Source organism: Streptomyces sp. NPDC038200, from assembly GCF_055600785.1.
In genome coordinates, this window is sequence record NZ_JBVJYH010000003.1 from 526,823 (window position 1) to 547,105 (window position 20,283).

Below are 20,283 nucleotides of genomic sequence, written 5' to 3' on the forward strand. Positions count from 1 at the left end.
CGCAGTTTGCGAAGGAGTCGCTTCATCCCGTGTTTCTTGTGCTTGCCGGAGTAGAACGGGCGGTCCGCTGCGATGCGGTCGATCGGCAGGAGCGTGCCGTCCAGGATCGGATACGCCTTCACCGACGCCGTCCGCTTTGCGTCGGCCAGGCTGGGGCGAGGGTGGCCAGGAGCTCGACGGCCTCGGTGACGTAGCGGTAAGCCGTGGTTGTTCCAACATCGAACCCAACTGCGAGCTGAGCATAGGTGCGCCCACCCGCAGCTGGGCCAGCGTGAGCAGGGCTTGACGGCCGGCACTCAGACGCCGCCAGCGTGAGCCGATCTCGCGGCGATGCCACCGCAACTGCTGAGAGAGCCAACGCAAGGCAGAACTGGACGCCTCGACGCCCGACGGATAGGCAAGCATGTGAAGCCCTCTGGTGAAGACGGTTCTCTTGGTCGAAAACCCATCTACCAGGGGCTTCATCATGTTGCCACCCCAACCGGTCGCCTTCAGAACCAAGTTGGAAGAGCTCATTGCCACCGACGTGGTGGATCCGCAGACGGGCGCCGGGCGTGCACGGCATGTCCTGGGAGCGGCCCCGCTGACGCAGGGCGCCTACGACGCGGCGCGGACGGCGAAGTTTGGGACCGAAATACCGGCCCCGCCGCTGGGGGCGGCCGACCCGCGAGCTGGCGACGAATCCACGGGATCGACCTGGCGGGCTCGGTCTTCTGTGATCACTTGGCAAGGCACCAAGGCTTACGGTGAACGCTCTTCTGCCCATCGACGTGAGCACGTCACGGGCCATGGTTGTGCCTGCCGCCTGGAACTCGCCTGGCAAGTCCGCACGGCGATCTCTGTCCTGACTGCCCACAAGCCGCCCGATCCTGTAGGCCGGTCGGGATTGCTCGTCGACGGCGGAGCGGATGTAGCTGCAGCGATCACCGGATGTCGATGTGGATCAGCTCGCCCGGTTTGGCCAGCTCGTAGGGAAGGACTCACCGCAGCCCTGTGCTATTGCAAGCGATTCGTCCGCCTCGCTACGTAGGACACGGTCTAAAGACGGCGATGTACTCATCGAAGGCCGACGCCGTCTGCGCAACTGCGGCTGGGCCTGTTCTCAAATTGTGAGGCCGTGAGCCCGAAGAGCATCCATCGCGTGAAGGTGATGCAGGCAAGGCGCGCTTCGCCCGGCTCGATCGGCCAGCAGATGCAACTCACCCGCTGGCCTGCCAGCTTGGGGATGACGCTCCGTCGGGCCAAGCAGGTCGACCTCGCGTACCAAGGGGAGGCGGGCACCGTGGTGCAGGAATGGGCGTGCGGTCAGGTCGGGGCAGAGGCGATGTAGCCCGTCACCCAGTTCGAAAACTCGCATGCCAAGTGCCACTGGTGCTCGGCGAACATCCACGGCGGCAGCGTCGCCGGGAACGCCACAGTGAGCTTTGCGCTGAATCCGCCGCTGGGGATATCGCGAAACTGGTGACGGACCGCGCCAATCTTGGTGCCGTCGAGGGTTCGCGCCCAGCCGGAGGTCCGAACCGGGGAGAGGGGGTCCTCCTCGATCGGGACGCCGGCGGTGTCCGTGTAGTCGATGAGGAACTGGGCGGCCAGCATGGCGCCCCCGGTCACCTCAATCACTTCCTGGGCACCGGGCCGGGAGCTGCTGATGAGGTAGTGGTCGGGGTTGGCGACGAGCATGGCGGGTTCGTCGTTCTGCTCTATCCGTCCGTTGAACCAGCCCAGGAAGCCCTGGGTGGTGCCGAGCGAGCTGTCGACCCGGGTCCGGCTGACCGACCACTCGCCCGCTTCCGGTGTCCCGGCCCACATCCTGCTGCGCCGTGCGGGCCAGGAACAGGTCGGTAACCAGATCCACCTTGTTCGGCCAGCGGCGGTAGACGGTCGTCTTGGTCACCTGTGCGCGGGCCGCTACCTCGGCGAGGACCAGTCCTTCGTATCCCACTTCCTCCAGCAGTTCCTCGGTCGCCCGTCGTACCGCAGCGACCACCAGGGCCGCACGACCACCCGGTCGTTGGGGCCGCTTCTGGGCTTGAACCCGTACCGTCACATCCCGCCCCCTTCCGACTGGCACACGCAGTCATCGTAGAGGGAACCCTGCGGTGTCCTCGGGGCGTACGCACGCCTCGATGACCGCGGCGACCTGCTCCACAGCGGGTATGTTGCCGTGGGCTCGCCGGCCCAGGACGAGGTCGACGACTTCGGTCTCGGCCAAGGGCACGTAGGTCACGCCGTCGAGCCGGAGGCTCTGTACCGACTCGGGCACCAGGGCCACGCCGTGTCCGGCGGCCACGAGGACGACGAGAGTGGCTGTCTCGCCGACCTCGACGAGGGAGGGCGGCTGGAAGCCGGCGCGTGCGCAGGCCGTGAGCACTCGGTCGTGCATGGCGGATCGGGGCTGTGCGGGGTGGATGACGAAGGGTTCGCCGGCCAGTGCTTTCAGGGAGACGTGTGGTTCACCGGCCAGCGGGTGGTTCGCGGGGAGGACGGCCACCAGCGGCTCGGTGCGCAGGGGGGTGACGACCACTCCCTCGGGGTGGGCGCCGGGCCGGAGGACCGCCAGGTCGTAGGCGCCGGTGAGCAGGCCGTCCACAAGCTGCGGGCTGAGGAGTTCGCCGCGCAGTTCCAGGGTGATGTGGGGCTGTTCGGCCCGTACGGTGCGGGCGACGCGCGGGAGGACGTCGTAGGTGGCGGTGCCGATGAAGCCGAGGGAGACGCGGCCCGCCCGGCCGGTGGCGAGCTCCGTCATATGGACGCGGGCGCGTTCGACCTCGGTGACCAGGGTGCGGGCGTAACCGGTTAGGTGCCGGCCCGCCTCGGTGAGTTCGACGCGGCGGGTGGAGCGGTGGAAGAGCGGGATGCCCAGCTCGCGCTCCAGCTGTTTGATCTGCTGGGACAGCGCGGGCTGGGCGACGTGCAGACGCTCGGCTGCGCGTCCGAAGTGACACTCCTCCGCGAGCACGAGGAAGTAGCGGGCTTGTCGGAGCTCCATCCGACTATTTTATGCGTCTGGCTTATCAATGGAGAAGGACTGGGTCTTGGACGTAATGAAATGCCCGGTCCTACCGTGAGGAAATGACCGAGAGTTATGTGTACGCGGCGGTGAGAACGCCCTTCGGGCGGTTCTCGGGAGCCCTGTCCGGTGTGCGGCCGGACGATCTGGCCGCCATAGCGGTGAACGGCATCCTGGCCAAGGTGCCGGCCTTGGACCCGGGTGGGATCGACGACGTGGTCTGGGGTAATGCCAACGGCGCCGGTGAGGACAACCGCAATGTCGGACGGATGGCCGTGCTCCTGGCGGGGCTCCCCACATCGGTGCCCGCCACGACCGTCAACCGCCTGTGCGGTTCCTCCCTGGACGCGGCGATCATCGCCTCCCGGGCCATCGAGACCGGAGACGCGGACATCGTTCTGACTGGCGGCGTGGAGTCGATGACCCGGGCCCCCTGGGTGCTGCCCAAGCCCGATCGGGCCCACCCCGCCGGGGACGTGACCGCCGTCTCCACCACCCTCGGCTGGCGTCTCGTCAACGAACGGATGCCGAAGGAGTGGACCGTCTCCCTGGGGGAGGCCAACGAGCAGCTCGCCGACCGGTTCGACATCGGTCGGGAGCGGCAGGATGCATTCGCCGTACGGTCCCATGCCCTCGCCGACGAGGCGTGGACGGCCGGCTTCTACGACGACATCGTCCTGCCGGTGGTGGCGGATCGGAAGGGCACGACGCTGGAGCGGGACGAGGGCATCAGGGCCGGATCCACGGTCGACAAGCTCGCCGCGCTCAAGCCGTCGTTCCGGCTCGACGGCGCGATCACGGCGGGCAACGCCTCGCCGCTGAGTGACGGCGCTTCCGCCGTGCTCCTCGGTTCTGAGGCGGCCAGGGCCCGCGTCGGCATCGATCCGCTGGCCCGCGTCGCCGGGCGCGGGGTGTTCGCGCTCGACCCGCAGGCTTTCGGTTTCGCGCCGGTGGAGGCCGCGAACCGGGCCCTGAAGAGCGCGGGTATCACGTGGTCCGACGTCTCGGCGGTCGAGCTCAACGAGGCGTTCGCCGTGCAGGCCCTGGCCTGTGTGGACGCCTGGGGGATCGACCCGGTGATCGTCAACGCCAAGGGCGGTGCGATCGCCCTCGGCCACCCGCTGGGCGCCTCCGGTGGCCGGCTGATCGGCACCCTCGCCCACCGGCTGGAGCGGTCCGGCGGGCGGTGGGGCGTCGCCGCGATCTGTATCGGGGTCGGACAGGCGCTCGCCGTGGTCCTGGAGAACGTGACGGGAGCGAGCCGGTGACCGTCCAGCTGTGTGACACCGCGGACGAGGCGGTCGCCGGCATCGAGGACGGATCCACCGTGCTCGTCGGCGGCTTCGGTATGACCGGCATGCCGGTCGCGCTCATCGACGCGCTCATCCGCCAGGGCGCCAAGGATCTGACCGTCGTGTCCAACAACGCCGGCAATGGCGACACCGGCCTGGCGGCGCTGCTGGCCAAGGAGCGGGTCCGCAAGGTCGTCTGTTCCTTCCCCCGGCAGACCGACTCCTACGTCTTCGACGAGCTCTACCGGGCGGGCAGGGTCGAACTCGAGGTGGTTCCGCAGGGCAACCTCGCCGAGCGGATCCGGGCCGCCGGAGCCGGCATCGGCGCCTTCTTCTGCCCCACCGGCGCGGGGACCCTGCTCGCCGAGGGCAAGGAGACCCGGGTCATCGACGGCAGGACGTACGTCCTGGAATACCCGATCAGGGGTGACGTCGCGCTGATCGGCGCGTACCGGTCCGACCGCATGGGCAACCTCGTCTACCGCAAGACCGCCCGCAATTTCGGCCCCGTCATGGCCACCGCCGCCACCACCGTGATCGCACAGGTCCGCGACCTCGTCGACACCGGCGGCATCGACCCCGAGACCGTGGTGACACCGAGCATCTACGTCGACCGCGTGGTACAGGAGGCGAGCGCGTGAACGAGCACATCAGCCGGGCGGATGCCGGCGGCCGACCGCTGGGCAAGCACGAGATCGCCGCCCTGATCGCCCGGGACGTTCCCCACGGCTCGTACGTCAACCTCGGCATCGGCCAGCCGACCCTCGTCGCCGATCACCTGTCCGCGGATGCCGGAGTCGTGCTGCACACCGAGAACGGCATGCTCCACATGGGCCCCGCCGCCCACGGCGACCAGATCGACCCCGACCTCACCAACGCCGGCAAGATCCCCGTGACCGAACGGCCGGGAGCCGCATACTTCCACCACGCCGACTCCTTCGCCATGATGCGCGGAGGGCACCTCGACCTATGCGTCCTGGGCGCCTTCCAGGTCTCCGCCGCCGGTGATCTCGCCAACTGGCACACCGGCTCACCGGACGCCATTCCGGCGGTCGGCGGCGCCATGGACCTGGCGATCGGGGCCAAGAAGGTCTACGTGATGATGACGCTGTTCACCAGGACCGGGGCCCCCAAGCTGGTGCCCCAGTGCACCTACCCGCTGACCGGGCTCGGCTGCGTCGACCGCGTCTACAGCGACCTCGCCGTCCTCGACATCACACCGCAGGGCGTCACTGTCCGGGAGACCTTCGGCATCAGCGTCGACGAACTCTCGGGCCGCCTCGACCTCCCCCTGCTGACGACGCGGGCCTGAACCCGGTCCGGAGTCCGACGACCGCCGGGCCATGCTTGGACCCGGCGGTCAGCCGCCGGACACGAAACCCTTCATGCCGAGGCGCCGGATCGCGTCGCCGGCGTCGAGCGGGCTCGGAGCCCTGCCTGCGGCGATCTGGGAGAGGAGGTCCGAGAGTCGTTCGCGGGCATGCTCGGCGGTGTGGGGGCCGATGACATACCACAGGCCGCGGGCCGTTGCGCGGCCGTGGTTGACGTACAGGTGCGGGCGCGTGGAGTCGAAGCAGAACGAGTCACCGGCACCGAGTTCGTACCGGTCGAACTCCAGCGTCAGCGTCAACGATCCCTCCATCAGATAGGCGAACTCGAAGCCTCCGTGCCGCATGAGGGCTCCCTCCGCCGAGCTGCTCGCGCCGGGCGGGTAGGTCACGAGGAGGGCCTCCACCATGCCGTCGTCGAAAGAGGCCAGGCGTTCCCAGCGCACGCCGCTGTCCATGTTCAGGACGGGACTGTCAGCCGCCCGCTGGAGGGTGAATCCCGGGCGGCTGACACCGGTGGGTCCGGCGGCGCCACTGGGGGCAACTTCGGCGGGCGTTTCCCTCACGTCGAGGCCGAGCAGGTCGTCGAGCGAGATGCCCAGTCTGCTGACGAGTAGGTAGAGCGTGCTCACGGAAGGCTGGGACTTGCCGTTCTCCACCTGTGACAGAAGGCTCGCCGAGACTCCTGTGTCCGCGGCGAGGGCCCGCAGGGTGATACCACGGGCCTTTCTCGCCTCGCGGAGAGCCGGCCCGATGCGTTCCTCCATGGACTGCCCCCTCCTCCCGGGGACCGGCACTCTCACCGGTCGCTGCCATTACGGAACGCTACACGCGTTCGGTGTGAGTGAACAGCTGATGGAGTCGGGGTGCCTGGCGAAGGCCGAGAGAACGGCATTTCTTCGTAACAACCCGTTGACACCACCGCCACCGATGTTCAATATGGACGCACATGTTCAGTGTGACTAAACAGAGATTTACTTCAGGTGCGCGAGCCGCCCCGTCGGGAGATCGGCCGCCGGCCGTTTCCAGAGCCGCAGGCCTGACGCGGAGGGGACCGCCGACGACGCTTCGCCGGTGCCCCAGAACTGGGAGTTGATCATGGCTGGGACGATGCGTGCTGCGGTGTACCACGGTGTGCGTGACATCCGCATCGAGGATGTGCCGGTACCCACCCCGCGAGACGGAGAGGCCCTGATCGCGGTGCGACGCAACGGCATCTGCGGCACCGACGCCACGGAGTGGGCCAAGGGCCCGGTGATGGTTCCGCTCGCGGAACGGCACCCGGCGAGCGGCCATGTGGGACCCATGATCCCGGGCCACGAGTTCGTGGGTGAGGTGGTGGACGTCCGCGGAGACGTGACCCTGCGCGTGGGAGACGTCGTCGCCTCGGGCGCCGGCGTGTGGTGCGGCGCTTGTGACCGCTGCGCACAGGGGCGGACCAATGTTTGCCGCCGCTACTACACACTGGGGCTCAACGCCCACGGCGGTCTCGCCGAGTATGTCGCGGTCCCCGCGCACACGCTGCACGTGGTTCCCGAGGGGTTGTCCCTCGATCACGCCGGCATGGCGCAGCCGCTGGCGGTGGGACTTCACGCCGCCCGTCGTGCGGGCGTGCGTGACAGGGACCGCGTCGTGGTGATCGGCGCCGGCGCGATCGGAACGTTCGTCCTCGCCGGCCTGCAGCATCTGCACGCGGCGGATGTGACGGTCATCGACCTGCCGGGCCCGAAACTGGCACGGGCGCTGAAACTCGGCGCGACGCGCACCCTCTCCGCCCACGACGACGTCATCGCGATGGTGCTGGAGGCGACGGCCGGTGTGGGCGCCGATGTCGTGATCGAGGCCAGCGGAGCCCCGGGGCAGTACGAGAATGCCCTTGCGATGGTCGCAACCGGGGGGCGAGTCCTTGCCGTCGGCCTGCCCAAGGAGAAACCGGCCGTGGACATGTTCGCCCTAACTCTCCGCGAGATCACCATCGACTCCACGGTCGCCCACGTCTGCGACGAAGACCTGCGGCCGGCCCTGGAGATCCTCGCCACCGGACCGCTGGGAAGTCTCCTTCTCGACGAGGTGATCCCCCTCGACAGGCTGGTGGATTCCGGCCTGGCGCGCCTGGCGAACGGCTCGGTGGACGGAAAGATCCTGGTGGAGCCCACAGCGCACAGCTGATGGGCTGATCCGCCTGCCCCGCCGTGGGCGTCGTGTCTCCTCCACGCCCCGGATCGGGCGGACGAGCGGTGCCTCCTTGCCGATCAGGCCGGATGGCTTGTGGAAATCGGCGCACCTTCCCAGTCGCCGCATGCGGCGATCGATGGTTCATCAACAGAAAGGCCGCGCGGGATGTTCGAGTACTTCCCCGGAAACTACGTATGGAATCTGTCCCTCAATCTGGCACTGAGCACGGGGGGCGTCGTCGACGAGGTGGACGAGGCATGTCGGCCCCTGCTCACCGCCGACCCCGAAGAAGCGTCGACGGAGCAGTTCTTCGAGTCGTGGTGCGGCGTGGCTCAGCGTCTGGCTGGTCTCGCCGATGCCGACGCGGCTGAGGGGCGCGGTTACTCGGCGGCCGCACGGTACCGACGCGCTGCGGTGTACTTCCTGACCGCCGAGCGCATGCAGAAGCACGGCTACGCCCCCCGCGCGCAGGCATACAAGTCGGGCCTGGACTGCTTCCGCAAGGCGGTCACCCTGGGCGAGGAGAACTGCGAGTTCGTCGAGGTCCCCTACAAGGACGATCAGGGTGATCGCTCGTTGCCGGGTCTGCTCGTGAAGGCGCGGACGGGCGGCAGGAGCCCCTTCATCGTCTTCTTCAACGGACTCGACTCGACCAAGGAGATGGTCTACGGGACCGGCATCGCCCAGGAGCTCGCCCGGCGCGGAGTGTCGACCCTCATCATCGACCAGCCGGGGTCCGGTGAATCCCTCCGCCTGCGGAGCATGACCGGATTCGCGGAGAGCGAGCGTTACGGCACAGCCTGTGTGGACTACCTCGAGACCCGCGCCGACTGCGACCCGGCGCGCATCGGCGTGGCAGCCTGGTCCCTCGGCGGATACTACGCACCCCGCGCGGCCGCCTTCGAGCCCCGCTTCAGCCTGTGCGTCGCCTGGGGAGCCATCTACGACTGGGCGGAACTGCAGCGCCGGCGCCTGCAGCAGGACAACCCGCACGCTGCCGAGAAGTCGGTTCCGCACTTCGTCGAACACCTGCTGTGGGTGTTCGGCAAGGACTCGGCGGACGACTTTCTGGAGTTCGCTGACACGATGAGCCTGGTGGAGGTCAGCGACCGCATCCGCGTGCCGTTCCTCGTCCTGCACGGGGTGAACGATCGCCAGATCCCCGTCGACATGGCGCGCAAGCAGTACGACGCCGCGGTCAACAGCCCGCGGCGAGAACTGAAGATCATGACCGAGAAGGACGGCGGCGTCGAGCACGTCGCGGCGGACAACATTTCGCCCACCACCAGCTACATCGCGGACTGGATCGCCGACGTGTACGGGACGGCCCCGGCGCAGCGCTGATGCCCTCGGCCACCTGACGGCTTCCGGACCCCCTCGCGCTCGAGTAGCAGACGTCGCGCTGTCCGTACGCCCCTTGCCGCGACGAAACGGTGCCTCTCTCTGCCGCCACGCTCACCCTTCTCCCCCTGCAACCAACGGAGTTTGCGATGACGAGCAGCCAACCAGCCCGCACCGTGAGCGAGCCCGACGTCAGATCCCCGCGAGCGGAGGCACTCAAGCAGGGCGCCATCGGCGTGTTCGGGGCGGCCATCATGGCTATCGCCGCGATATCACCGCTCACCACGATGTCGTCCAACCATTCGATGAGCCTCGTGCTGGGCGTCGGCCCGGCCACCGTGCTGGTCATCCTGCTAACCGTGCTGGTGTTCCTCTTCTTCACCGCCGGCTACGTCGTGCTCGGCCGGTACGTTGTCGGCTCCGGCGCCTACTCCGCCTACGTGGCCCATGGCCTCGGCCGCACAACGGGATCGGCCATCGCCGTCATCGCGACCCTCGGTTGGATCAGCGTGATCGCCGCCTCCGTACGCGGCAAGATCACCGGGTCGCTCCACGCCACACGGATCGCGCCGGTTCTCGCCACGCTCGGCTTTCTGACCGCCGGATCCTTGATCGTCGGCCACTACTCGCGGGTGACCGAGAGCAATGCCGCCTGGGTCAACTGGATGCCGCTGCTCCTCGTCGTGTGCGCTGCCTACGGCGCCCTGCGGCACCAGCACCTCCATCGCCGCCGCCAGACCGGTCAGGAGGTCCCCGAACACGCAACCTGAGCGGGATACCTGCAACACAAGCGCGGGTGTGCAAGAGGGCCGACATCGCTGCTCGAACCTCGACCTCGCTCCCCTCATCACCGACCGGGAGGTTCGGTGCCCGACATGCAACGCAATGGAGAAACTCCGTGCTGATCGGAATCGCAGGTCTCGGGCGGATGGGCCGCCCGATGGCCACTCATTTGGCACAGGCCGGACACACGGTCCTCGGCCATGATCCGGGCCTGGACCAGGCCCCGGAAGGCGTCGAGCTCGTGAGGTCGACGGCCGAGCTCGCCAAGACGCCGCTGACAATCAGCATGCTGCCGGACGGGGCGACGACCCGGGACCTGGTCCTGAACGGTCTGACCAACGCCGCACCGGACCACCTGCACGTGGTGATGGGCACCGTCGGACCCGAACTGGTACGGGAGTTGGCCGACACCGCGACGGTGCACGTCCTCGACGCCCCGGTGTCGGGGAGCGTGTCCATGGCTGAGACCGCGACGCTGACCACGATGGTCGGCGGTAGCCCGGAGCACTTCGAGCGGGTCCGCCCCTTCCTCGCCGCGATGACGGCGGCACAGTTCCACTGCGGGCCCGTCGGCGCCGGCTCGGCGGCGAAACTCGCCGTCAACGCCGTGCTCGCCGCACTGAGCCAGGGCGTCGCCGAAGGGCTGCTCATCGCGGAGGCAGGCGGCCTCGACCTCACAACCTTCTACGGCGTGCTGCGCAGCAGCGCGGCCGGCGCGCCGTATGTCGGCTACAAGGAGGAGGCGTTCCTCTCGCCGGACACCGCGGGCGTGGCAGCCCCGGTGTCCCTGATCCGCAAGGACCTCGGCCTGGCGCTCGACCTGGCCCGGACGCGCCGGCTCAGCCTGCCTGCCTCCGAAGCCGCCTTCGCCGTCCTCGACTACGCGATGGAGACCGGGCTCGGCCAGGAGGACATGGCCCGGGTCCTCACCGCTCTGCGGCTGCGCAACGGTTCGCGCGGCGCGTGAAAGAAAGTAAGGAAAGAGAAGATTCCGTGACTGCCGACAGCACCTCCACGACCGAGGCCGAGGCGACGATCCGCGCCCTCGAAGACGCCCGCTACACCGCAGTGATCGCGGGCGACGTCGACGCCTTCGCCGATCTCGCCCATCCGGACCTCGCGTACACCCACTCCAACGCGCAGGTGGACTCGCTCGACTCGTACCGGGACAAGCTCCGGTCGGGCTTCTACGTGTACCACCGCATTGACCACCCTGTGGACCGGATCATCGTGCAGGGGGACGCCGCCGTGGTGATCGGCGAGATGCACGCCGACATCACCGCGGGCGGGGTGCGCAAGACGCTGGCGAACCGGTGCATGGCCGTCTGGGTGCGCGAGAACGGCACCTGGCTGCTCCTGGGATACCAGCCCACCGTCCTTCCGGAGGAAGTCCGATGACCACCTTCACCTATGACGCCCTCCCCGCACGCGTTGTCTTCGGCCGCGGGATCGCGAGCACCCGGCTGCTCGCTGAGGTCGACGCGTTCGGCGCGCAGCGAATCCTGCTGATCGCCGGTGAGTCCGAGACCGCACTCGCCCGCGAGCTGTGTGTCCCGTTCGCCGACCGCGTCACGGCTACCTTCTCCGGCATCCGCCCGCACGTCCCGGTCGAGGTCGCCGAGAGCGCCCGTGAGGCGGCAGCCGATGCCGATCTGGTGCTGTGCGTGGGCGGCGGGTCGACGACGGGCACGGCCAAGGCCGTAGCGCTGACCACGGGACTGCCGATCGTGGCTGTACCCACCACCTACGCGGGATCCGAGGTCACCCCGGTGTGGGGCCTGACGCAGGGAAGCCGCAAGACCACCGGCACGGACCCGAAGGTGCTCCCGCGCACCGTTGTGTACGACCCCGACCTCACCCTGACCCTGCCGGCCGCGCTGTCGGTGGCCAGCGGCCTCAACGCCATGGCTCACTGCGTCGAGGCTTTCTGGGCGCCTCGGCGCAACCCTGTGTCGAGCGCCGTCGCCGAGGACGGCATCCGCCACCTCGCGGCGGGGCTGCCGGCCGTCACCACAGATCCGGAGGACGGCGGAGCGCGCGCCGATCTGCTGCTCGGCGCCTACCTCGCCGGATCGGCGTTCGCCGTCGCCGGGTCCGGGCTGCATCACAAGATCTGCCACGTCCTAGGCGGGGCTTTCGACCTGCCTCACGCCGAGACCCACGCGATCGTGCTGCCTTACGTCCTGGCCTTCAACGCCCCGAACGCACCCCGGGCCGCCACCCGCATCGCGGCCGCGCTCGGCAAGGACGACGCCGTCCAGGGGCTTCACGAGCTCGGCCACAAGCTCGGCATCCCCGCCGGTCTGCGCGAGCTCGGACTGGCCAGGAGCGACGTGGACACCGTCCTCGACGACATCCTCGCGCTCGCGCCCGCCGACAACCCGAGCCCTGTCACAGCCGGTGACCTGAGAACGCTGCTGCAAGCCGCGTGGGCCGGGACGGCTCCCACCGGGGAGGACGCATGAGCACCGAGCACACTGCGGTCGCCGCGCGGGAACAGGCCGTGACCGACGAGGTTCTCGCCAGCTTCGACAAAGCGGCGGATCCGCGGCTCCGAGAGGTCATGCAGAGCCTGGTCCGGCACCTGCACGCCTTCGCGCGGGAGGTCAGGCTCAGCGAGCCGGAGTGGAAGCAGGCGATCGAGTTCCTTACCCGCGCGGGGCACATCACCGACGACCGTCGCCAGGAGTTCATTCTCCTGTCCGACGTCCTGGGTCTGTCCATGCTCACGGTCGCGATCAACGAGCCGAAGGCGCCCGGGGCGACGGAGGCGACCGTGTTCGGGCCGTTCTACGTCGACGACGCTCCGGAGGTCCCGCTCGGGGGTGACATCGCGCGCGGAGCGGTGGGCACGCCGTGCTACGTCTCGGGTCAGTTGCGGTCCGTGGACGGCAGCCCGCTCGGCGGTGCACTGCTGCACGTCTGGGGAGCCGACGACGACGGCTTCTACGACGTGCAGTACGGCGCCGACCACTCCGCGGGCCGTGGCTGGCTGCGGGTGGCCGCGGACGGCTCGTACCGGTTCTGGACGGTCCTGCCGACGCCGTACCCGATCCCGCATGACGGCCCCGTCGGTGATCTCCTCAAGGCCGCGGGTCGTGGGCCCATGCGCCCGGCGCACCTCCACTTCAAGGTCGTCGCGCCGGGCCACCGGACCCTGATCACCCACATTTTCGTGGCCGGAGATCCTCACCTCGGTGACGACGCCGTGTTCGGAGTGAAGGACAGCCTTGTCGTCGAGGCCGAGCACCACGCAGCCGGCCCGGCCCCTGACGGAGCGCACCAGCAGGGGCCGTGGACGAGCATGAAGTTCGATCTTGTTCTCGTCCCCGACGAGGACCACTGATCGGCTGGGGTCTCTCGAGCCGTAACCGAAGTGTCGAGGACGCTCCGCTGCGCGTAGACGGCTGAGTCAAGCGGAGCGTCCTCAGCGTCACAATCGTGTGCCGATGGCCGGTCTGACGACCAGGCGGCCCGAACAGAGGGCCTGACCGCGAGCCCCGAGGGCTTCCGATCGATTGCTGCACCGCGCGCCCACCGACTTCGAGCGCGCCAGGAACGGGTGTTGCCGGGTCCCGGCCCCCGACGCGTCCCGGCAGGGACTTCTCACTCTCACGCGACACGCAGATCAGTGCTGCCCGGATGCGCCGGCAGCCCGACCCGGAGGTGCAAGCATGCGACGTACTCGTTGGATGGTGCTCGGCGGGTGTTTCCTCGCCTATTTGTTCGATGCCCTGGAGATCGTCCTCCTGTCCCTGACGCTCCCGGAGATCCGGCAGGACATGAACCTGACCGCCACCCAGGGAGGACTCCTCGCCACCGCCACCCTGCTGGGCATCGGAGTCAGCAGCGTTCTCGGCGGTTATGTGGCGGACAACTTCGGCCGCAAGAAAGCGCTGGTCGGCTCCCTCGTCACGTTCGGCGCGTTCACGGCCGCCCTCGCCGTCGTGCCGAACTTCACCGTCTTCCTGATCCTGCGATTCCTCGCCGGCATAGGTCTCGGCTCCGTGTGGAGCGTCGTGTCGGCCTACGTCGTCGAGACATGGCCCGTCAAGAGCCGCGGCCGCGCCGCGGCCTTCGTGATCAGTGCGTTTCCGGCAGGCGGCATCATCGCGGCTGTCCTCTCGAAGATGCTCCTGCCGGACTGGCGGCTGCTGTTCCTCGTCGCCGGCGCCGCCGTGATCGTCCCCGTCGCGATCGTCCTGGTCTGGTTCCGGGAATCCGCCGACTGGGCGGCGGAGAAGGCTGATCAGGCCACCGAGTCCGTCTCGGCGGGCGACGTGCTGAGAGGACCGCTGCGCCGCACGACACTGCTCGGCACTCTCATGGCGGCGCTGGTCCTCACCGGCTACTGGGGGGCGATGACCTGGCTGCCGACCTACCTCACCACCGAGCGCGGTCTGCCGGCGGAGTCCATGACCTGGTTCGTGACGGTACTGAACGTCGGCATCTTCATCGGCTACAACGTCTTCGGCGTGCTCGCGGACCGGATCGGCCGACGTGCGACCATCGTCCTCACTCTCATCGGCACGGTCGCGACCCTGCCCGTCTATGCCCTCACCACCCACGACACGACCCTGCTGTGGCTCGGCCCGCTGTTCGGCGCCTTCACGGCGTTCTTCGCAGTCTTCGGCTCCTACCTCGGCGAACTGTTTCCGACCCGGGCCCGCGCCACCGGAGCGGGGTTCTGCTTCAACGTCGGTCGTGGCGTGTCCGCGTTCGCTCCCTTCGCGCTGGCGGGCCTTGCGGGCTCGATCGGCTTCAGCGGCGGCCTGATGGTCTGCGCCGGATTCTTCGCTCTGGGTGCCGTGGTGGCACTGCTGCTGCCGCGCACCGGTGACCACGCTGCGGGGCCAGCCCTCGAGCCCGAGGCCAGGGCAACGGTCCGGCCGAGCGCCTGACCGCCTCTCCGGTACGCCGTACGGGCGGCAGGACACCGTCGCAGCACCGTGTCAGGCCCTGCGGAACCACCGCAGGGCCTCCGCCCTGACTCCGCCACCCCCTGCCCCATAAAGGAACGTTTACCCAGGTCCGCCGGGCCGTTCGGAGCTATTCTGGGAGAGCCGCGTTGCCCGGCAGGAGGTGAGATGGCCACGGCGAACAGCCACCCGGCAAGTGACGTCGCCACTTCGCGAGCCGCACGGCTGCGCCTACTGGAGGCCGACGGATCCGCAGGACCAGCGCCACTGGCGCTCGCCGCTCAGCAGGCGATGGCGGGCCTGGGCGGCCTGGGCGGACTCGTCCACTTGTGCGATGTCGTTCACGGCGAGCTGCGTCTGACCGCGGCCGGCGGCCTGGGGCCTGGCCTCACCACGGCCTGGGCGACGCTACGGGGCGACGAGGAGGTGCCACCCGCCCGCGCCACTCGTTCAGGCTCAGTCGTCTGGTCCCCCGACTCCATGGGAACCGGCGCCACTGGCACGGCCTCGGTCCCCCTACCAGGCCCCGACGGACCGATCGGCGCGCTGTCGGTGCTCACAACCGGGAACGGCTCACCGGACCCGGAACAGTGGTCGTTCCTCGCTGCGGTGGCCGCCTGGGCCGCCCAAAAGGCCCCGCACCCCGGTAACGCGACCGACCCGTGGTCCCGAGCGGCCGTCGGCGCCGGGGGTGGGGAGGACGCCGAACTCCGGATGGGCGAACTCACCGTGGCGCTCGCGGAAGCCGTCACCTCCCTGGACGTGGTGCGCGCGGTACAGGAACATGTCCTGCCGCCGTTCGGCGCCGACGGGATGCTGGTCGAGGTCATCGACCGCAACCGTTTGCACATCCTTGGCTCTACCGGCTACTCGCATGACTTCCTGGCCGAGATCGAGGGGGTCCCCCTCACCACCCACACCGCGGCGACTACCGTCCTGCGCACGCGGACGCCCGCATTCGCAGAGTCGCCAGCCGAATTCCTCCGGCTCTTCCCTCCACTGGACAGCCTCGTGGCCGCATCGGCCAAGCGAGCCTGGGCGGTGCTGCCCCTCATCGCCTCCGGCCGCGCCATCGGATGCTGCGTTATCTCGTTCGCCAGGGAGCGCTCTTTCAACGACGAGCAGCGCACGCTGCTGACCGCTCTCAGCGGCCTGGTCGCACAAGCACTGGAGCGGGCCCGTCTCTACGATGCGGAACACGCCCGCGCCCAGGAACTCCAGCGCGGTCTTCTGCCCCGTGCGCTGCCCACCCTGCCCTCCATCTCGGCCGGCGTCCGCTACCTCCCCGCTGGGCAGAGCGACGAGGTGGGCGGTGACTGGTACGACATCATCCACTTGTCCAGCGACCGGGTGGCTCTGGTCGTCGGCGACGTCATGGGACACGGCGTCACCGAAGCGGTCACCATGGCCCGTCTGCGCACCGCGGTCCGCACCCTCGCCGATCTCGATATCCCGCCGGACGAGCTCTTCGCTCACCTCGGCGACCTCGTCCGCGGCCTCGGCGACGACTCGTACGCCACCTGTCTTTACGCCGAGTACGACCCCGTCACACGAATCTGTACCTTTTCATCGGCCGGGCACCCCCCGCCGATCGTCCTCCACCCCGACGGCACCGTCGTGCGCCCCGAGGCGACCGTCGACCCACCACTGGGTGCGGCCGAACCGCCGTTCGCCACTCACGAACTGCATCTGCCCGACGGCAGCCTGCTCGTGTTCTGCACGGACGGCCTCGTCGAATCCGCCACAAGAGACATCGACGAGGGCCTGAACCAGCTGGAGCGGTCCGCGTCCCGCGCCGTGGCCCAGGCTCTTCCCTCCGACGCGCGCCGGGAAGGCGAGCTCGGACCCGCTCTGGACCAGCTGTGCGACGCCGTCGTGTCGGACCTGCTGCCCGATCGTGAGCGCACCGACGACGACGCGGTCCTGCTCGTCGTCCACACCCGCGGCATCCCCGAAGGTGACGTCGTCTCCTTCGCCCTTCCCGACGATCCCCGGGCCGCTGGAGAGGCACGGCGGCACGTCCGGGAGCAACTGGGCCTGTGGGGGCTGACCGATCTGGAGATGACCACGGAGCTCGTGGTCAGCGAGCTGGTCGGCAACGTGATCCGGTATGCGAGCGGCCCCGTCAGGCTGCGTATGCTGCGCGGAACCTCCCTGATCTGCGAGGTGTACGACAGCAGTCCCACCACCCCGCGCATCCGACGTGCGGCCTCCACCGACGAGGGCGGACGAGGTCTGCAGCTCGTGGCGGCCGTGTCCCGGCGCTGGGGCACGCGCTTCCTGCCCGAGGGCAAGTGCATCTGGTCCGAACAGCCGCTCACGGCCTGACGGGGAGTCAGCGCCCAGCGCTGAAGGCGAACTCCACCCAGTTGGAGAATTCGATGGCCAGGTGCCGGCGGTGTTCGGAGAGGATGCGCGGGAGGGTCGTACGGGGAAACTCGACGCACAGGTGGGCGTGGAAGCCTCCTGATACGTCCCGGAACTCGTGGCGCACGCCGCCGATGTGCAGGCCCTTTCCGCTGATGGCGACGCCCGCCGTCTCGGCATCGGTAGTGGGGTCGGAGTGCGTGGTGAGCGTGGAGAGGTCGGTGTAGTCGATGAGGAATCGGGTGGGCAGGGGGCTGCCACCGGTGGTCTCAATCACTTCCTGCCGCCCGTCGGGCAGGGCCTGGATGAGGAAGTGGTCGGGGTGCGCCGCAGTCATGGAGCGGATGTAGTCGTCCCGGGAGGCGTCCTCGAACCACTGGACGAGCCCGGCCGCGCTGCCTCCAGTCACCTGGAGCTCGCACACGGATGTGGCACGCCCGCCGCGGGAGATCCGGGCGGTGGTGTTCGCTACGACGTCGCCGACGCGAAGGTCGCGACGCAGGCGGCGTTTGATCTCGTCGGCTCCCAGGGCGAGCTTGCCGTCTGCGAACTCCGCGCGCTGCCGGGCGAGGTCCCCGGACGGCACTGGGAGGCCGATCTTCGAGGCCGCCGCGGGCAGGCGTTCGGCCTCCCACGCCAGCACCTGGTCGCGGCTGAATCGGCGGCCGCCGATGATCGCGTGCATGGTGGGCGATGCACTGCTCATGGTGTTGCTCCGTTCCTGTGAGGCGAGCTTCGATGGTGGTGCGTTGCCGTGCCGTCTCAGTCGTCGGCCGTCGGCGACGCGGCACGGCCGGGCATCGATGCGGCCCGGATGCCCTGACGGCTCAGCGCGAGCTCGACGGAGCGGTCGACGAGGCGGTCGTCGAGCGGCCGGCCCGTGACGAGGAGCCGGAAGTACGCGGGTGCGGCAAGATCCTCGATCAGCTCGTACGGGTCGGTGTCCGGGGCGAGTTCACCGCGCTCGACAGCACGGGCCACGATCGCGGCGGCGCCGGCGAACCGCGCCTCCCAAAAGGTGCCCTTGGCCGCCACCACTTCGTCGTCGTCCGCCGCGAGGGACACGATGGTGAGGATCACCCGCCGGACCTCGGGCCGTTCGACAAGCGCGACGACCTGGCCGAGCAATGCCCGCAGGTCCCCTTCGAGCGTGCCGGTATCCGGTATCGGGTTCCCGGTCCTCGCAAGCTCGGACAACGCGTCGGCAGCCAGGTGCGCCTTGCTCGGCCAGCGGCGGTAGACAGTGGTCTCCGCGACCTGGGCCGCGGCGGCCACACGGGCAATCGTGAGGTGCTCGTAGCCCTCGTGGAGCAGCACCTCCGCGGTGGCGCGGAGGACGTTCTCACGGTTGCGGGCAGTGCGCCCGCCGGGGCGACGCTGCACGGACTTCTCGGTCATGGATTCCTTCGCGCCACGGTGAACGGCCGACGGTCGAATGCCGCCCCTGGCTTCTTAGTGCAGTACTTCTTGCATTAGAGTACGGCATGCAAGCTCACCCAGTAGCAGGGCGACAGGCGCGGAATTGACCCCTCCGCGCCGCGAAGCCCTTCCCGGCCGTCCAGTTGACACCGGCGTGGGATCCGCAATTCGGCGACGGCTCCGGTGGAGCCCATCGCCGCCAGGCCCCTTTCGCACGTGACCGCCTGTCCCGGGCCGTCGCTCGACGGCCGACCATCCGCTCACCTCGCGTACACACCACGCCCGGGTGACTGACGCGGGCGAGCTGTCCCCACCCGGTGACAGCGCCACGTACGGATCCTCGACGCGGACGGAAAGCACAAGACGCCGCACCCGCACCTCGGCGGAGTGCGCGCAAGATCCTGCTGACCCGCACATGCCCCCCCGTACGCGTCGCCGGCGGAGCACCGGTTCCCGCTTGAATTGAGCACTTAGAGGTGACCGGGCTGGGCCGGGATCCGCCGGGGGTTCCGCTGGTCGGGCTTGCCCTCCGGTGTGGACGGGGTGTGGGTGGGCATCTTGGTCGGTGTGGGATTCGGCAAGAACGAGGCTTTCGAGTTGGTGAGGGTTACGGTGACCGGGGCGCCTGGGCCTGCGGTGAAGGTCTTGGTGCGCGTGTAGAGGTCGTATCCGGCGGGAGCCTTGATCTCCTTGATCCAGAACTCGGCTTCCGGTTGCTCACCGGCAAGTCACCGGTGGCCGTCCCCTTGGGTCCGGTGGTGAGGGTGAGCAGGTTCGTACCGCCGCAGCCGATGTTGACGGTGGCGCCCGGGGAGGCGCTTGCCGGTTTGTCGTCCTTGGCCTGGAGCAGGACGTGGGCGGGCTTGAACGGGGCGACGATGGCCAGACGGGGTGCGCCCGCGCCTACGGCACCGCTTGCATCCACGAGCACGCCTGCGCCCGCTGCTCCCTCTACGTCCCGACCTCGCCCAGCGCTGCCAAGATCGACCAGATCGACGCGGCGGTACCTGGCGGCCCAGTGCTGCTGGGACTGCCGACGCTACGACACACCCCACGGGGGTAATCAGGCACCGAGGCTAAGAACTCCTAACGAAATGATCTTTGTGTTGGTAGGAGCCTTCCAATACTGAGTGCTGAGCTGAGACCGCCCGACGGCATCTGCCGCAAGGAAGTTGGCCAGCGCGGCCAGATCGTCCGCTCGGCACTGAGCATTGGGTTACGTGGTTGCGGTGAGCCCGGTGGGTGGGGCGATGATGCAGCGGTGCGTGCTGAAGCGAATGAGGTCGAAGAGGCAATCAGGGGGGAGCTGCGGCTCATGGATCCCACCGTGCGAACGTCGCGGGCGGAGGCCAGGCAGCTGTTGGACCCGGAGTTCGTAGAGATCGGCGCCTCGGGCCGGCGGTGGTCGTACGAGGAGATGCTGGCCGAGTTGCCGGAGATGCCCGGCAACTCGGAGGAGGGTCCTCGGTACGTGCCTTCAGGTATGACGGGTGTCGTGTTGGCTCCTGGTGTGGTGCACCTGACGTACGAGACCACGATCGAGGGACGGCGGGCGCGCCGGAGCTCGCTGTGGCGGAGGTTGGGCGAGGCGGCGGGTTGGCGCATGTACTACCACCAGGCCACGCACGTCCCGTCCCAGAGCGACTGAC

The 20,283-nt window shown here is 69.0% G+C and carries 19 protein-coding genes and 2 pseudogenes; 14 read left to right on the top strand and 7 right to left on the bottom strand.

Going from position 1 to position 20,283, the window contains the following annotated elements:
- Nucleotides 1–23: 23 nt before the first annotated feature.
- A pseudogene (locus tag ACZ7KF_RS09720) lies at nt 24–405 on the bottom strand (transposase family protein); the annotation flags it as partial.
- Between the two features lie 712 nt (nt 406–1,117).
- On the opposite strand from ACZ7KF_RS09720, the gene ACZ7KF_RS09725 reads away from it, so the two are divergent.
- Entirely contained in the window at nt 1,118–1,330 is a 213-nt protein-coding gene (locus ACZ7KF_RS09725; protein ID WP_471070849.1) for a hypothetical protein, read from the top strand.
- On the opposite strand, the gene ACZ7KF_RS09730 is transcribed toward ACZ7KF_RS09725, so the two are convergent.
- From ACZ7KF_RS09730 to ACZ7KF_RS09740, 3 genes and pseudogenes are all read right to left on the bottom strand, one after another.
- The gene (locus tag ACZ7KF_RS09730; RefSeq protein ID WP_471070985.1) at nt 1,306–1,809 is read right to left on the bottom strand and encodes a hypothetical protein; all 504 of its coding nucleotides are present in this window, start codon (nt 1,807–1,809) and stop codon (nt 1,306–1,308) included. The two genes, ACZ7KF_RS09725 and ACZ7KF_RS09730, sit on opposite strands and share 25 nt — an antisense overlap.
- Nucleotides 1,810–1,852: 43 nt before the next feature.
- Nucleotides 1,853–2,071, bottom strand: a pseudogene (locus ACZ7KF_RS09735) (helix-turn-helix domain-containing protein); the annotation flags it as partial.
- A gap of 6 nt (nt 2,072–2,077) precedes the next feature.
- Nucleotides 2,078–2,989 carry a LysR family transcriptional regulator gene (locus ACZ7KF_RS09740; RefSeq protein ID WP_471070852.1) on the bottom strand — a complete coding sequence of 304 codons (912 nt, stop codon included), beginning with the start codon at nt 2,987–2,989 and terminating at the stop codon, nt 2,078–2,080.
- A gap of 83 nt (nt 2,990–3,072) precedes the next feature.
- Here ACZ7KF_RS09740 and ACZ7KF_RS09745 point away from each other — a divergent pair, with 83 nt between their 5' ends.
- From ACZ7KF_RS09745 to ACZ7KF_RS09755, 3 genes are read left to right on the top strand one after another with little or no spacing between them, the layout of a single operon-like run.
- Nucleotides 3,073–4,278 (top strand): thiolase family protein, encoded by a 1,206-nt coding sequence (locus ACZ7KF_RS09745; protein WP_471070855.1) that lies wholly within the window; start codon nt 3,073–3,075, stop codon nt 4,276–4,278.
- Nucleotides 4,275–4,943, top strand: coding sequence for a 3-oxoacid CoA-transferase subunit A (locus tag ACZ7KF_RS09750; protein ID WP_471070858.1), 669 nt, complete (start codon nt 4,275–4,277; stop codon nt 4,941–4,943). Before ACZ7KF_RS09745 ends, ACZ7KF_RS09750 begins: the two co-directional genes overlap by 4 nt.
- A complete protein-coding gene (locus ACZ7KF_RS09755; protein WP_471070861.1) occupies nt 4,940–5,614 on the top strand; it encodes a 3-oxoacid CoA-transferase subunit B in 675 nt (224 codons plus the stop codon). Before ACZ7KF_RS09750 ends, ACZ7KF_RS09755 begins: the two co-directional genes overlap by 4 nt.
- A 48-nt stretch (nt 5,615–5,662) precedes the next feature.
- Here ACZ7KF_RS09755 and ACZ7KF_RS09760 read toward each other — a convergent pair whose 3' ends face one another.
- Nucleotides 5,663–6,397: a helix-turn-helix domain-containing protein gene (locus tag ACZ7KF_RS09760; protein WP_471070864.1), complete on the bottom strand. Its 735-nt coding sequence runs from the start codon at nt 6,395–6,397 to the stop codon at nt 5,663–5,665.
- 307 nt (nt 6,398–6,704) lie between these two features.
- Here ACZ7KF_RS09760 and ACZ7KF_RS09765 point away from each other — a divergent pair, with 307 nt between their 5' ends.
- From ACZ7KF_RS09765 to ACZ7KF_RS09805, 9 genes are all read left to right on the top strand, one after another.
- Nucleotides 6,705–7,799 (top strand): zinc-dependent alcohol dehydrogenase, encoded by a 1,095-nt coding sequence (locus ACZ7KF_RS09765; protein ID WP_471070867.1) that lies wholly within the window; start codon nt 6,705–6,707, stop codon nt 7,797–7,799.
- A 99-nt stretch (nt 7,800–7,898) separates the two neighbouring features.
- Nucleotides 7,899–9,149, top strand: coding sequence for an alpha/beta hydrolase family protein (locus ACZ7KF_RS09770; RefSeq protein WP_471070870.1), 1,251 nt, complete (start codon nt 7,899–7,901; stop codon nt 9,147–9,149).
- A 146-nt stretch (nt 9,150–9,295) separates the two neighbouring features.
- A complete protein-coding gene (locus ACZ7KF_RS09775) occupies nt 9,296–9,916 on the top strand; it encodes a hypothetical protein (RefSeq protein WP_471070873.1) in 621 nt (206 codons plus the stop codon).
- A 128-nt stretch (nt 9,917–10,044) separates the two neighbouring features.
- A complete protein-coding gene (locus ACZ7KF_RS09780; RefSeq protein WP_471070876.1) occupies nt 10,045–10,896 on the top strand; it encodes an NAD(P)-dependent oxidoreductase in 852 nt (283 codons plus the stop codon).
- Between the two features lie 26 nt (nt 10,897–10,922).
- On the top strand, nt 10,923–11,327 hold the full coding sequence (locus ACZ7KF_RS09785) for a nuclear transport factor 2 family protein (RefSeq protein WP_471070879.1): 405 nt from the start codon (nt 10,923–10,925) through the stop codon (nt 11,325–11,327).
- Nucleotides 11,324–12,394, top strand: coding sequence for a maleylacetate reductase (locus tag ACZ7KF_RS09790; RefSeq protein ID WP_471070882.1), 1,071 nt, complete (start codon nt 11,324–11,326; stop codon nt 12,392–12,394). The genes ACZ7KF_RS09785 and ACZ7KF_RS09790 overlap by 4 nt, the downstream gene beginning before the upstream one ends.
- On the top strand, nt 12,391–13,275 hold the full coding sequence (locus ACZ7KF_RS09795; protein WP_471070884.1) for a dioxygenase family protein: 885 nt from the start codon (nt 12,391–12,393) through the stop codon (nt 13,273–13,275). The genes ACZ7KF_RS09790 and ACZ7KF_RS09795 overlap by 4 nt, the downstream gene beginning before the upstream one ends.
- A gap of 328 nt (nt 13,276–13,603) precedes the next feature.
- The gene (locus ACZ7KF_RS09800) at nt 13,604–14,830 is read left to right on the top strand and encodes an MFS transporter (RefSeq protein ID WP_471070887.1); all 1,227 of its coding nucleotides are present in this window, start codon (nt 13,604–13,606) and stop codon (nt 14,828–14,830) included.
- Between the two features lie 732 nt (nt 14,831–15,562).
- Nucleotides 15,563–17,176 (top strand): ATP-binding SpoIIE family protein phosphatase, encoded by a 1,614-nt coding sequence (locus ACZ7KF_RS09805; RefSeq protein ID WP_471070890.1) that lies wholly within the window; start codon nt 15,563–15,565, stop codon nt 17,174–17,176.
- 7 nt (nt 17,177–17,183) lie between these two features.
- Here the strand turns inward: ACZ7KF_RS09805 and ACZ7KF_RS09810 are convergent, their stop codons facing one another.
- Both ACZ7KF_RS09810 and ACZ7KF_RS09815 read right to left on the bottom strand, forming a co-directional pair.
- On the bottom strand, nt 17,184–17,921 hold the full coding sequence (locus ACZ7KF_RS09810; RefSeq protein ID WP_471070893.1) for a hypothetical protein: 738 nt from the start codon (nt 17,919–17,921) through the stop codon (nt 17,184–17,186).
- Nucleotides 17,922–17,977: 56 nt separating this feature from the next.
- Nucleotides 17,978–18,613 (bottom strand): TetR-like C-terminal domain-containing protein, encoded by a 636-nt coding sequence (locus ACZ7KF_RS09815; RefSeq protein WP_471070896.1) that lies wholly within the window; start codon nt 18,611–18,613, stop codon nt 17,978–17,980.
- A 1,336-nt stretch (nt 18,614–19,949) separates the two neighbouring features.
- On the opposite strand from ACZ7KF_RS09815, the gene ACZ7KF_RS09820 reads away from it, so the two are divergent.
- On the top strand, nt 19,950–20,282 hold the full coding sequence (locus ACZ7KF_RS09820) for a nuclear transport factor 2 family protein (protein WP_471070899.1): 333 nt from the start codon (nt 19,950–19,952) through the stop codon (nt 20,280–20,282).
- Nucleotide 20,283: the final 1 nt, after the last annotated feature.